The sequence below is a fragment of the Gordonia sp. AC31 genome, from assembly GCF_031844505.1.
Taxonomy (GTDB): Bacteria; Actinomycetota; Actinomycetes; order Mycobacteriales; family Mycobacteriaceae; genus Gordonia; species Gordonia hongkongensis.
In genome coordinates, this window is record NZ_JAUZVK010000005.1 from 167,209 (window position 1) to 179,672 (window position 12,464).

At 68.1% G+C, this 12,464-nt stretch carries 12 protein-coding genes; 5 read left to right on the forward strand and 7 right to left on the reverse strand.

Features of this window, described 5'->3' with window-relative positions; all coding sequences use genetic code 11:
• Nucleotides 1–32: 32 nt before the first annotated feature.
• Complete coding sequence (locus tag Q9R39_RS08300; protein WP_078112741.1) at nt 33–1,184, reverse strand: acyl-CoA dehydrogenase family protein; 1,152 nt, start codon at nt 1,182–1,184, stop codon at nt 33–35.
• A gap of 116 nt (nt 1,185–1,300) precedes the next feature.
• Here Q9R39_RS08300 and Q9R39_RS08305 point away from each other — a divergent pair, with 116 nt between their 5' ends.
• Genes Q9R39_RS08305 through Q9R39_RS08315 form a run of 3 tightly spaced genes read left to right on the forward strand, consistent with a single transcriptional unit; the run spans nt 1,301 to nt 4,361 of the window.
• Complete coding sequence (locus Q9R39_RS08305) at nt 1,301–2,173, forward strand: CoA ester lyase (protein WP_078112742.1); 873 nt, start codon at nt 1,301–1,303, stop codon at nt 2,171–2,173.
• Complete coding sequence (locus Q9R39_RS08310; protein ID WP_311277325.1) at nt 2,170–3,177, forward strand: MaoC family dehydratase; 1,008 nt, start codon at nt 2,170–2,172, stop codon at nt 3,175–3,177. The genes Q9R39_RS08305 and Q9R39_RS08310 overlap by 4 nt, the downstream gene beginning before the upstream one ends.
• 44 nt (nt 3,178–3,221) lie before the next feature.
• The gene (locus Q9R39_RS08315; RefSeq protein WP_311277326.1) at nt 3,222–4,361 is read left to right on the forward strand and encodes a CoA transferase; all 1,140 of its coding nucleotides are present in this window, start codon (nt 3,222–3,224) and stop codon (nt 4,359–4,361) included.
• A gap of 32 nt (nt 4,362–4,393) precedes the next feature.
• Here the strand turns inward: Q9R39_RS08315 and thpD are convergent, their stop codons facing one another.
• The 4 genes from thpD to Q9R39_RS08335 all read right to left on the reverse strand — a co-directional run bounded on the left by thpD (nt 4,394) and on the right by Q9R39_RS08335 (nt 8,847).
• Nucleotides 4,394–5,329 (reverse strand): ectoine hydroxylase, encoded by a 936-nt coding sequence (gene thpD, locus Q9R39_RS08320; RefSeq protein ID WP_311277327.1) that lies wholly within the window; start codon nt 5,327–5,329, stop codon nt 4,394–4,396.
• Between the two features lie 235 nt (nt 5,330–5,564).
• Nucleotides 5,565–6,914 carry a hydroxysqualene dehydroxylase HpnE gene (gene hpnE / locus Q9R39_RS08325; RefSeq protein WP_137809456.1) on the reverse strand — a complete coding sequence of 450 codons (1,350 nt, stop codon included), beginning with the start codon at nt 6,912–6,914 and terminating at the stop codon, nt 5,565–5,567.
• A 74-nt stretch (nt 6,915–6,988) separates the two neighbouring features.
• Nucleotides 6,989–8,176, reverse strand: a complete 1,188-nt coding sequence (locus Q9R39_RS08330) for an MFS transporter (protein WP_311277328.1) — start codon at nt 8,174–8,176, stop codon at nt 6,989–6,991.
• Entirely contained in the window at nt 8,173–8,847 is a 675-nt protein-coding gene (locus Q9R39_RS08335; RefSeq protein WP_311277329.1) for an FCD domain-containing protein, read from the reverse strand. Before Q9R39_RS08335 ends, Q9R39_RS08330 begins: the two co-directional genes overlap by 4 nt.
• A gap of 90 nt (nt 8,848–8,937) precedes the next feature.
• On the opposite strand from Q9R39_RS08335, the gene Q9R39_RS08340 reads away from it, so the two are divergent.
• A complete protein-coding gene (locus tag Q9R39_RS08340; protein WP_137809459.1) occupies nt 8,938–10,224 on the forward strand; it encodes a lipase family protein in 1,287 nt (428 codons plus the stop codon).
• 9 nt (nt 10,225–10,233) lie between these two features.
• Here the strand turns inward: Q9R39_RS08340 and Q9R39_RS08345 are convergent, their stop codons facing one another.
• Complete coding sequence (locus Q9R39_RS08345; RefSeq protein WP_137809460.1) at nt 10,234–11,094, reverse strand: SDR family oxidoreductase; 861 nt, start codon at nt 11,092–11,094, stop codon at nt 10,234–10,236.
• Between the two features lie 64 nt (nt 11,095–11,158).
• Nucleotides 11,159–11,407, reverse strand: a complete 249-nt coding sequence (locus Q9R39_RS08350) for a hypothetical protein (protein ID WP_137809461.1) — start codon at nt 11,405–11,407, stop codon at nt 11,159–11,161.
• A gap of 229 nt (nt 11,408–11,636) precedes the next feature.
• Here Q9R39_RS08350 and Q9R39_RS08355 point away from each other — a divergent pair, with 229 nt between their 5' ends.
• The gene (locus Q9R39_RS08355; protein WP_159371512.1) at nt 11,637–12,305 is read left to right on the forward strand and encodes a PAS and ANTAR domain-containing protein; all 669 of its coding nucleotides are present in this window, start codon (nt 11,637–11,639) and stop codon (nt 12,303–12,305) included.
• Nucleotides 12,306–12,464: the final 159 nt, after the last annotated feature.

Genomic DNA, 12,464 nt, shown 5'->3' on the forward strand with positions numbered 1-12,464 from the left:
ACCCACTCTCCCGCCGGACGACGGCGTGCCGCTCAGATCCCGCCGCGCGACACGAGTTGCGCCGCAATGACGTTGCGCTGGATCTCGTTGGTGCCCTCGCCGACGATCATCAGGGGCGCGTCCCGGAAGTATCGCTCGACGTCGAACTCGGTGGAGTACCCGTAACCACCGTGGATGCGGACGGCGTTCAGGGCGATTTCCATCGCCACCTCGGAGGCGTAGAGCTTGGCCATCCCCGCCTCCATGTCGCAGCGCTCACCCTTGTCGTACTGCTCGGCCGCGTGCCAGGTCAGCTGACGCGCCGCGGTGAGCTTCGTCGCCATGTCGGCCAGGTAATTGCCGATCGACTGGTGCTTCCAGATGGGCTGACCGAACGACTCCCGCTGCTGCGCGTAGGCGAGCGAGTCCTCCAGCGCCGCGGTCGCCACCCCCAATGCGCGGCACGCCACCTGGATACGACCGGTCTCCAGCCCTTTCATCATCTGGCCGAACCCCTGGCCGGGAACCTCGCCCAGGATCGCCGACCGTGGCGCACGATAGCCGTCGAAGGACAGTTCGCAGCTCTCGACGCCCTTGTAGCCGAGCTTGGGCAGGTCGCGCGAGACGGTCAGTCCCGGACCGTGTTCGACGAGCACGATGGAGATGCCCTTGTGCCGCGGCTGCGCGCCGGGATCGGTCTTGCACATCAGGGCGATCAAGCCGGAGCGCCGTGCGTTGCTGATCCAGGTCTTCGCGCCGCTGATGACCAACTCGTCGCCATCGGTCTTCGCCACGGTGGTCATCGCCTGCAGATCGGAGCCGCCACCCGGCTCGGTGAGCGCCATGGTGGCGCGCAGTTCGCCGGTCGCCATCCGCGGCAGATAGCGCTGCTTCTGCTCGTCGGTGCCGAACAGCGTCAGCAGTTTCGCGACGACGGTATGCCCGCCCATCGCACCGGCGAGGCTCATCCACCCACGCGCGAGTTCCTGGGTGACCCGCGCGTAGCACGGCATCGACACCGGTGAGCCACCGAACTCCTCGGGCACAGCGAGACCGTAGATCCCGATCTGCTTCATCTGGTCGATCCACTTCTCGGGGTATTCGTTGGCGTGCTCGACCTCCTGGACCGACGGCTTCACCTCTCGGTCGACGAAGGACCGCACGGTGTCGATCAGAAATGTCTCTTCGGCGGACAGCGAGCTCATGACAAGACCCCACGATCTAGAACCAGATTTGTACGGCCATTTTGTCGATCCCCTCCGCACCTGTCAACACTTCCCATAGCTCGACGCGGTCTGATACAACCGGAACGGCATCACATATGGCCGCACATTTGATCTCGACCCCTGGAGCAACCGTGCAGAGAAGACGAGCCGTCCTGGTCGCGCCCGCCTCCGACGACCGCAAGGCCCGCAAGGCGCTGGCTTCGATCGCCGATGAGGTCGTGCTCGACCTCGAGGACGCGGTGACCCCGGCGAACAAGGACTCCGCACGCGCAGCGACCGCCGACCTGGTCGCCGAGTTCGGCGCCGACCGCGCGATCTCGTTGCGCATCAACGCGATCGAGACGCCTTGGGCCGGCGCCGATCTCGCCGCCTGCGCCCAGATGCCGAACCTGACGTCGGTGGTGCTGCCGAAGGCCGACTCGCCCGCCGACCTCCGGTCGGCCGACGAGCAGCTCGGCCGAGCGCCGGTCCGCCTGCAGGCGTTGCTCGAATCACCGCGCGGCATCCGTGACGCCGGCGCCATCTGCGCGGCCACAAACCGGCTCGATGCCGTCCTCATCGGTTACGCCGATCTCGCCGCATCATTGGGACGCAGCCCCCGCCTGCCGATGCGGACGTGGCACGTCGTCCAGGACTCGGTGTTGCTCGCCGCGCGCGCGGCCGGCGTGGACGTCATCGACGGACCGCATCTGACGATCGCCGACGACGACACCTTCCGCGACGCCAAGCGCTGGGTCCGCGACCTCGGCTTCGACGGCACCTGGGTGATCCATCCGGCTCAACTGCAGTCCGCCATCGACATCTTCACCCCCGACGCCGCCGCCGTGGAGGACGCGCGACGGGTGCTGGATGCACTCGAGCAGGCAGCCGGCGCGGGTGCCGGTGCGGCCGAGCTCGACGGCCGGATGCTCGACGAGGCGCTCGCCGTGTCCGCGCGGCGCGTCCTCGCCAAGGCTGCGTCCGAATGAGCGCGTCCGACCCGATCGCCGTGGGCGGCCCGTACTTCGACGAACTGTCCCATGGACAGTTGTTCGACGACGCGCCGTCGCTCACGTTGACATCCGGTCTTGCCGCGACGCACCAAGCGATTCTCGGTGACCGCCTTCGACTTTCGCTCGACGCCCATCTCTCGGATCGCGTGGTGGGTGGCGTCCTCGCCCATCCCGGCCTGGTCACCGACGTCGCGATCGGTCAATCCACGCTGGCCACCCACCACGTGAAGGCGAACCTCTTCTACCGCGGCCTGCGGTTCCTGAGCCACCCCCGGATCGGCGACACGTTGACGACCGTCACCGAAGTGGTCGGGCTGCGGGAGAACACACCGAAGCCAGGACGTACGCCGACCGGGCTCGCTGCGCTGCACATGGTCACCACCGATCAGAGCGGCGTCACCGTCCTCGACTTCTACCGGTGCGCGATGCTGCCGTTGTCACCCGACGCCGATCCCGGGCGGACCGTGCACGCGGACGACCTGAGCACCATCGGACCGGGAATCGACGCGGAACCCGTCATTCCCGAATTTGACCTCGCCGCCTACCGCGAATCCGCACGTGGACAGCACTTCTCACCCGAACTGGCCGGACGCGCCTTCTCCTCCAGCGCCGACGTGGTGTCCAGCGCACCCGAACTCGCCCGGCTCTCGCTGAACATCGCAGCCACGCACCACGACGAGCGGGTGGCCGGTGCGGCCGCCGGCGGTCGGTTGGTCTACGGCGGGCACACCATCGGACTGGCCCTCGCGCAGGCGAACCGGGCGCTGCCGAACCTGGTGACGGTGACCGGCTGGGACTCGTGCGACCACACCGGACCGGTGCACGAGGGCGACACCCTCAGTTCGACGATCCTCGTCGAGGAGGCGACGCCGCTCGCCGCCGGCGGCGGCGTCCTGCGCCTGCGCTCCACCGTCGTCGCACACGGCGACGACTCCGATCGCGAGGTCCTCGACTGGCGTTTCCGCGTCCTGATGGCCTGATCGTCTGCCGAATCCCCCATTCCACACTCCAGGAGTTTCCGCGCATGAGCTCGCATCCCCGTCCGCTCGAAGGCCTCCGCATCGTGGAGGTGTCGAGCTTCGTCGCCTCACCGCTGTGCGGCCTGACCCTGTCGCAGCTCGGCGCCGAGGTGATCCGGGTCGACCCGATCGGTGGGGCCGCCGACGTCAACCGCTGGCCGGTCACCGATGACGGCAACTCGATCTACTGGACCGGACTCAACCGCGGCAAGAAGTCCGCTACCGTCGACTTCCGTGACCCCCAAGGACAGCGGATGATCCAGGATCTCGTCACGGACAGCGGGCCGGGCGGCGGAATCCTGGTCACCAATGCGGGCGGACGGTCGTGGATGAGTCACGAGACGCTGTCGGCGCGGCGCTCCGACGTCATCACCCTGGAACTGCTCGGCCGGACCGACGGCACTCCCGGAGTCGACTACACGGTCAACGCGGCACTCGGATTCCCGTCGATCACCGGCCCCACCGACTACGCCGGCGTCGTCAATCACGTACTGCCGGCGTGGGATGTCGCGTGTGGCCTCTATGCCGCATTGGCGATCACGGCCGCTGTCCGGCGCCGCGACCAGAATGGGGTGGGGGCGCAGATCACCCTGCCCCTCGAGGACACCGCTCTCGCCATCGCCGGGACGCTCGGATATCTCACCGAACCGCAGCTGAGTGGCGGCACCCGACCGGCCACCGGTAACGACGTATACGGCACGTACGGAACCGATTTCGTGACCGGCGACGGCGGCCGGTTCATGCTCGTCGCGCTGACCCCGCGTCACTTCCGCGGGCTGGTCGAGATGACCGGGACCAGCGAGGCGGTCGCGGCCGTCGAACGGGCGCTGGGAGCGGACTTCGCCAGGGAGGACGACCGGTACATTCACCGCGGTGTCCTCACACCGCTGTTCGCGGCGTGGTTCGCGCGACACACGTCTGCCGAGGTCGAGGCCGCGCTGGCGCAGAACTCCGTGCTCTGGGAGCGCTACCGGACTTTTGACAAGGTCGTCGAATCAGGTGTCCTCCAGCGCAATCCGCTCTTCACCGAGCTGGAGCAGCCCGGCATCGGCACCTACCTGGCCGCCGGCCTGCCGGCCATTTTCGACGGTGAGCACTACTTCGCCGGGCCGGCCCCGGAGCTGGGCTCGTCGACGGGGTTCTGAGGAGCGACCACCCCTCGCTCGCCCCTATCAACTCACCTGTGCGCCAGATGAACTGGGCGTGGCGCGGTCCCGCCGAACGGCGCCTGGAGGGCGTTCGATTTCGCGTTGAAGACGACGAACAGATTGCTGCGCGGGAAGGGCGTGATGTTCCCGCCGGACGCGTGCAGGCAGTTCGAGTCGAAATACAGTGCGGACCCGGCGGGGCCGGTGATCGTGTCGATACCGAGTTCGTCGGCGAGGCTCGCGACGTCCTCCTCCTCCGGTGTCCCGAATGGCGGCCGATACGACGTCAGCGATTCCCGGTGGTAGTCATCAGGTGTCTCGCCCACACAGCTGACGAACCGGCGGTGCGAACCCGGGATGATCATCAGCGGACCGTTGGTGGTGTAGTTCGGCGTCAAGGCCAGCGAGACGCTCAGCGCACGTGGGGCGGGCATGCCGTCCTCGGCGTGCCACGTCTCGAAGTCCGAGTGCCAGTAGAACGGACCGCCCGCGAACCCGGGTTTCAGGTTGATGCGGCTCTGGTGGATCGTGACGTCGTCGTCGAGGATCTGCCGGGCCACCCCGGCAATCGTTTCACGCGAACAGATCTCGGCGATGACGTCACTGAGCTGATGCACCGCGAACAGCGATCGCACTTGCCCGCTCGACGATTCGCGGATCACCCGATCGTCGTCGCCGAGCCGCTCGGTGATCGACTCCACCTCGCGTAGGCAGTCGGCGATGTCGGCGTCCGCGAGAATGTTTGTCTCCGTGTGGTATCCGCGATCGGCATAGTGCCGGAGTTCGGGCGCGGACAGCGGGCCCGGGTTTCCCATGCTCCCCCACACGGTGTTGTGTGGGCGCGGTTCGATCTGGCTGCGCTGCGCGAGCCGGGTGCGGTAGACGTCGACGGGTGTGCTCGTCGACTGCGCGCCGGGCGAGACGTCGGCGGCTTCTGGAGTTCTGGCTGCTGTGTGAGTTACCACGATCGCAACGATCCTTTCCCTCATCCGGCGGGCCGCTCGCGGAGCAGTTCTGCCCCGGCGGCAGGCAAGGTGATTGTGTTGTGCGCGACCGTCGCACGACGACGCGTCGCGAGGTACGGCGTCCGCGGCGCGGAGTTCTGCACGCCCTTCGGGAAACGGCCGTATATGTGCACCCTGCCAGGGACGACAAACCCCCGCAACCATGCTGGTATGCGCCGCGGAGAAAGTCCTCGACTCAGCCGAGCCGGGCGAACTCCAGGATGATGTCGACGGCCCGCGCCGCGCTCTGACACGCGCCCTCCATCGTCGTGGTCCAGTCGGTGCGGGTCCAGTCACCGGCGAGGGCGAGGCCGTCGACCTCGGTGCGCTGGTCTGGGCGGAGGCCGGCGGTCCCGGGTCGTTGCGCGAAGGTCGATTTCGGCATCCGGACCACGTGGCTGTGGACCACCTGCGCGTTCGCCGCCTGCGGGAAGTAGCGGCGCAGCATGTCCATCTGCATCTCGGTGATCTCGGCGTTCGTCTTCGAGATCAGATCGTAGGACGCCGACACCGTCGTCGAGTAGAAGTAGTTGTCGCGTGGTTCGCGCCCGTGCATGCGCTGGCGGTCCCAGACCTGTTCGAGCACTCCCTCACCGCCGTAGAGGATCTCGCCCCAGTCGGTCATCCCGATCGAGCGGTCGAGATAGAGGTTCACACTGACGATGGGCACGGGGGTCAGGTTCTCGACGGCGCGATAGATCCGCTCGTGCCCGGGCACCTGGTCGAGCAGACCCTTCACGCTCCACACCGGTACCGCGCAGATGACGGCGTCGGCCGTGATCTTCTCGCCGTCGGCCAGCGTCACCCCGCTCACCGTCCCGTCGGTGACGTCGATCGACGAGACCACCGCCCGGTGTCGGACCTCCACACCGGCGTCGGCGAAGCGCTTCTCGGCGCCGTCGATGAACAACGTGTCGAGATCGACGGTGGGATACCCGATCGAGATCGGCGTGCGCGTCTCCCGCGCCCGGCGGGCTCCCGTGACGAGCAGATCGGCCGGGACCTTGGCCGAGGAGATGTCGGGCTTGTCGCCGGTGAGGCCGATGACGATGCCGTCCCACAACGCATCCCGTGCCGACTGCGGCAGTCCGATGCGACGGAACCATTCGTCGGCGGTCACGTCGTCGAGCCAGTCGGGTTGCCGAAATGCCTGCCGTATCAACCTGATCTGCGCACGCGCCGTGCGCAACCGGTCGAGGCCGGTCACCCCGGGAAGGTCGCCGAGTGCGGCCCGCAGTCCGGGCAGGCCGGTGAACGCCGATCGGCGCGTCGACCCACCGGGCATCCGGACCGTCATGTGACCCGGGAAGGCCACGTGCTCCCGCGTACCGACGCTGTCCAGATAGCGCATGAGGTGCTCGTACCCGCTGGCGAAGACGTGCTGCCCGTTGTCGGGCACGTCGTCGACGGCGTGCAGCGGCATCGAGATGGTGCGCCCACCGAGCGAACCCCGACGTTCGAGCAGGGTGACGCGTTGCCCCGCCTCCGACAGCCAGACCGCCGACGCCAGTCCGGCCAGTCCCCCACCCACGACCACACAATGCATGGCGACAGATTAGCGGTCAGGGCTGACCGATACCGACTGTGCGACGAATCGTCCGGGTCCCGGCGCAGACCTCGTCAACCGGTCATCTTGACGTCCTTGGCGGCGCCGAGGACGGAGAGGGCCTGGGGCACCAGCACGAGACCGAGCACCGCCATGGCCAGGGTCCACGAGCCGGTGACGTCATGGATGGCGCCGATGATGATCGGGCCGGCCGCCGCCGCCAGGTAGCCGACGCACTGCGCCATCCCGGACACCTGGCCCGTCTGTTCGGATCCCAAGCTGCGCAGCACCATGAAGAGAAGGGCCAGACTGATCGACGAACCGGGCCCGACCATCACACAGGCCGCCCAGAATCCCGGCCAGACATCAGTACTCAGCAGACCCACGAAGCCGACGGCGCAGACCGCGATCACCGACAGGGTCACCACCCGCTGACCGGCGAAGCGGCCGGCGACGATCGGCGCGACCAGCGACATGATCAGGGCGACCACCTGCGCCGACGCCAGGACCGCACCCGCCCGCAACGGCGACATGCCGTCGTCGACGAGGTACTGCGGCAGCCAGGCCACGAACGTGTAGAAGATCAGCGACTGCGTTCCCATGAAGACCGTGATCGCCCACGCGATCGGGTTCGTCAGCAACGACGATGTCGGCGCCGCCGAGGTCACCCGGTGAACCAGGGGCAGCTGCGGAATCCAGACGACCACGGCGACCACCGCGAGCAGCGACCACGCGGCCAACGCCAGCCGCCAGTCCCCGCCGAGTGCGTCGTTGATGGGCACGCTCACCCCGGACGCGACCGCCGCCCCGCCGGAGAGAGTCATCGAATAGAGGCCGGTCATGAGCCCGGAGCGGTGCGCGAAGTCGCGTTTGATCAGCGCCGGGAGTACGACGTTGCAGGTGCCGATGGCGGCGCCGATGACCGCCGAACCCCCGAACAGGGCGGCCGGCGACGGGATGGGCCGGACGAGGATGCCGACGACCAACACGAGCAGGGCCCCGAAGATGACCCGTTCGATGCCGAACCGGTTGGCCAGACGGGGAGCCACCGGCGCCGAGATCCCGAAGAACAGCACCGGCAGCGCGGTCAGCAGACCGGCGACGGCGCTGCTGAAGCCGGCGTCGTCGGAGATCACGCCGATGAGCGGTCCGACGGACACCACGGCCGGTCGCAGGTTCGCGGCGACCAGCATCACTCCGACCGCGGTGACGATGACCCCGACGCCGGACTTCTCGCGCGTGGACAGCGCCTGCGCACTCATTCCGACACCTCGGTGAAGTCGACGTAGGCATACACCGCCGCGCGCGCCGCGTCGGCGTCGCCGCGCTCGATCGCGTCGACGACGTCCCGATGACCGCGCGGGTGCGACTGCTCGGCCAGCGGACGTCGCAAGACCGACGGATGAGTCCGGGCGATCGCCTCGGCGATTCCGTCGTACATCGCGATGAGCAGCGCGTTGCGGGACGCGACGACGAGCTCGGCGTGGAATGCGATGTCCGCCTCGGTGTATCGATCCAGATCACCGTCGGCCATAGCGTCCTCGGTGCACGCCAGCAACAGGCGGAGACGTTCGACGTCGGCGGCGTCGCCCCGGGCGGCCGCACCGGCCGAGGCCTCGCTCTCCAGTGCACGTCGCACTTCGAGCAGATCGCGGAGCTCCGACGGCGCGGAGGTCCGCGCGATCGCACCGGCGAGTGGGCTCCGGCCGCGCACATACGTGCCGTCGCCCCGCCGGGGCTCGAGCATGCCCGCGTGTTCCAGTGCGCGCGCGGCCTCCCGGATCGTGTTGCGCCCGACGCCGAACTGCGCCACGAGCTCGGGCTCAGCAGGAATCCGCTCGCCCAGGGGCCAGGTACCGGCTGCGATCAACTCCTGCATGCGCTGCACCACGAGTTCGCTCGTTCGCTGGGGCGGGTTGATGGGTCCGGACACGCCAAACAACCTAACATCCCATGTTTGAGCGACCCGACCGGCAGCATGCCTTTCCCGGACGGGACGGCCCGTTCGATGCTTAGATGAGCCATGTCGTTCGGGGTGCGCACGAGTTGGCTGCGCGTGGGTGTCATCGGTGTGGTCGTCGGCGTGCTGCTCGGCGTGTTCGCGGGCACGCCCCCCGCCCAGGCCGCACCCGGGCCGGGCTCGCCACTGCCGTCGGCCGACCCGTTCTACCGTTACAACGCCTCACTGTCGGGCGTGGCTCCCGGAGCGGTGCTCCGCAGCCGTCCCATGCGGTTCCAGACACCCACGATGTCCACCCCGATCACCGGCTCGCAGGTGCTCTATCGCACCACCGACCAGTTCGGCGAGAGCGTGGTGACGGTCGCGACCGTGCTGCGACCGCTGATCCCGGGCCCGACGCGCCTGGTCTCGTACCACATGGCCTACGACGCGCTCGGGTCTCAGTGCGATCCGTCGTACACGCTCAGCGGGGGTTACACCAACGGCACCGCAACCGCCGAACAGGGCGTCATCGCAGGCTATCTCGCCGCCGGGTACACCGTCGTGGTGCCGGACTACGAGGGCGAGAAGCTGCAGTGGACCATCGGCCGGCAGTCGGGCTATGCCGCACTCGACGGCGTCCGCGCCGCACAGTCGTTCCTGCGGCTGCCGCGGTCGACCCCGGTCGGCCTCGTCGGATATTCCGGCGGGTCCATCCCCACGCAGTTCGGCGCCGAGGTCGCGCCGCGCTACGCGCCCGAACTGAACATCGTCGGCGCCGCCGCGGGCGGATTGCCGGTGGACCTCGCGCACAACCTGCCCTACATCAACGGCAGTGCGAAGTGGGCGGGTGTCATCCCGGCGCTCGTGGTCGCCTACCAGCGGACCTACCGGCTCGACACCTCGACGTTCCTCTCGACCCGCGGCCGACAGGTCGCCCAGGACGTCAGCGACGAGTGCATCTCGGAGTTCGCGTCGAAGTATCCGGGACTCACCAGCGCGGACATGGTCAAGCCGCCGTACACCGGTCTGCTCGACGTGCCGCAGGTGGTGCGGGCGATCAACGACAACATCATGGGACGGTCGGGCACCCCGTCGACGAGGATGCTTCTCGCGGTGGGTCACTACAACGCGATCGGGGACACCCTGATGATCACCGGTGACGTGATCGGCCTCGCGAACGAGTACTGCTCACGCGGCGTGGACATCACCTACCGGCAGCTCAACGGCCTGACCCATCAGGAGGCGTTCCTCCCGTTCGAACCGCTGGCACTGCAGTACCTCACCGAGCGGTTCGCGGGTGCCCCGACACAGAGCAACTGCGGTTCGCTGCCGCGCGGGAACAGCCTGGCGCCGCTGCCGGTGCCCTGACCAGGCGGCCTACCCCGGCAGCGTCTCGCCGCCGATCGGGGCCAGCACCTCGCCGGTGTAGTAGGACGAGAGCTGCTCGGCCGCGAAGAACACGTACGACGGTGCGATCTCGTCGGGCTGGGCCGCCCGTCCCATCGGCGCCTGGGTGCCGAAGTCCTTGACCGCCTCGGCCGGCATCGTCGCCGGGATCAGCGGCGTCCAGACCGGGCCCGGCGCGACGCAGTTCACGCGGATCTTCCGTTCCATCAGCGCCTGCGCCAGCGAGTAGGTCAGGGCCAGCACCGCGCCCTTGGTGGCCGAATAGTCGATGAGGCTGTCGTTGCCACGCAGACCGTTGATCGACGACGTGTTGATGATGACGCCGCCGCCGGTCAGGTGCGGCACCGCCGCTCGCGTGGTGTGGAAGAAGCTGTCGATGTTGACGTCGAAGGTGCGCCGCCACTGCTCCGGCGTCAGCTCCAGGAAGTCGTCCACGATCTCCTGGTAGGCGACGTTGTTCACCAGAATGTCCAATGCGCCGAGTTCGTCGACGGTCCGCTTCACGATGTCGGCGCAGTGCGCCGGGTCGGCGAGGTCGCCGCGGTACGCGCGGGCCTGCCGTCCTTCGGCCTCGATGAGCTCGACCGTGTGGCGGGCGTCGTTGTCTTCCTCCAGGTAGGCGATGGCGACATCGGCGCCCTCCTTGGCGAAGGCGACCGCGACCGCACGGCCGATACCCGAGTCGCCGCCCGTGATGAGGGCGGTCTTGCCGGCCAGCAGATCGCGGCCGCGATAGTCACGCATCTCGTCCCGGGGACGTTCGCCCATCTCGTCGGTCTCACCGGGGTAGGAGATCGTCTTCGGTTCGTGCTCGGGGTTCTGGTCGCTCATGATCGAGATGGTGCCCGCTGAGAAGCGTGCGGAAACATCGGCGCGGACCGGGGCGCGGACGTCGTCAGGGGTTCTGGTCGGGGATCTCCTGGTCGAGTTTCTCGTCGAGGGACTCCCCTTCCCGCTGTTCCCGGGCGGTCGTGCCGGTCCGATCACTGGCCGACCAGTCCTCGGGCGGGTCCATCCCCTCCTCGAGCGGGTCCTGACCGAGCCGGTCCTCGTCGAGATCCTCCAAACCGGCTGTCGACGTCAGATCGGGGTTGATGCCCTCAGATGCCGCTGTCGCACTGTCGCCCACGTTGTCGGTACTCATCCTCGTCCTCCTGGCCGTAGCCGAGATCGGTGTCGGTCGGGGTCGGGGTCTCACCGCCGGCCCGGGGTACCGCACATACCCGGCCGACACGCCACCGAAACGATCTCCGCGAGTCCGACTCCGGGGACACGCACCGGGTCGATTCCCGTCGGATGCGCCAGCCAGGTAAGCTCATCTTTCGCCCGAGACCGCTGGCATTCCTGTTGATTTGTGGTTTGTAGGGGTGAGGGTGACAGACGCCAACGATCACACCGCCGGCGAGTCCCGTATCAGTCACGTCGGCAGCTTCCGGTTCCTCTTCGACACCCAGGAATGGGAGTGGTCCGACGAGGTCGCCGAGATGCATGGTTACCGGCCCGGTGAGGTCACTCCGACGACCGAGCTGATCGCGGGGCACAAGCACCCGGACGACCGGCAGTCGTTCGAAGAGCTGCTCGCGACGATGCTCGACCGCCGGATCCCGTTCTCGAGCCGCCATCGCATCGTCGACACCAGAGGTGAGGTCCGCCACGTCGCGGTGGTGTCGCAGCAACTCACCGACGAATCCGGCGCCGTGATCGGCGCCGAGGGGTTCTATCTCGATCTGACGGCAATCGAGGAGAAGGCCGTCAAGGACCGCGTCGACGAGCACGTCGCGCGATTCCGCGAGCACCAGGGCGTCATCGAGCAGGCCAAGGGCATGATCTCGCTGGCCTACGGCGTGAGCGCCGATCGCGCGTTCGAGGTCATGCGCTGGCGTTCGCAGACGGCCAACGTCAAGGTGAACGAGCTCGCGCGGTCGATCGTCACCGGCGTCCACCGGTACGTGGTGCTACCGGACCCGGTCCGGCAGTCGTTCGACCATCTGCTGCTCAACGCACACCGCTCCGACAACGAGAACGCCTCGTCCTCGAAGTAGCACCGACGCACCACCGTTCATCGCCTCCACGGGCGGTTTCACCGCCGACGTTCCGGGGTATCCGCACCGGCACGAGATAGGTGCCGGAAACCGGCAGTCATCTGCGGCTCGCCGAAGCCGCGATCGTGCAGGCCCGGTTGAGAACACAGCCGTTGCGAC

What these genes read in the sequence shown, in the direction of transcription:
- Q9R39_RS08300 (WP_078112741.1), bottom strand. Translation starts at nt 1,184, where the DNA reads ATGAGCTCGCTGTCCGCCGAAGAGACATTTCTGATCGACACCGTGCGG.
- Q9R39_RS08305 (WP_078112742.1), top strand. Translation starts at nt 1,301, where the DNA reads ATGGCCGCACATTTGATCTCGACCCCTGGAGCAACCGTGCAGAGAAGA.
- Q9R39_RS08310 (WP_311277325.1), top strand. Translation starts at nt 2,170, where the DNA reads ATGAGCGCGTCCGACCCGATCGCCGTGGGCGGCCCGTACTTCGACGAA.
- Q9R39_RS08315 (WP_311277326.1), top strand. Translation starts at nt 3,222, where the DNA reads ATGAGCTCGCATCCCCGTCCGCTCGAAGGCCTCCGCATCGTGGAGGTG.
- hpnE (WP_137809456.1), bottom strand. Translation starts at nt 6,914, where the DNA reads ATGCATTGTGTGGTCGTGGGTGGGGGACTGGCCGGACTGGCGTCGGCG.
- Q9R39_RS08330 (WP_311277328.1), bottom strand. Translation starts at nt 8,176, where the DNA reads ATGAGTGCGCAGGCGCTGTCCACGCGCGAGAAGTCCGGCGTCGGGGTC.
- Q9R39_RS08340 (WP_137809459.1), top strand. Translation starts at nt 8,938, where the DNA reads ATGTCGTTCGGGGTGCGCACGAGTTGGCTGCGCGTGGGTGTCATCGGT.
- Q9R39_RS08345 (WP_137809460.1), bottom strand. Translation starts at nt 11,094, where the DNA reads ATGAGCGACCAGAACCCCGAGCACGAACCGAAGACGATCTCCTACCCC.
- Q9R39_RS08350 (WP_137809461.1), bottom strand. Translation starts at nt 11,407, where the DNA reads ATGAGTACCGACAACGTGGGCGACAGTGCGACAGCGGCATCTGAGGGC.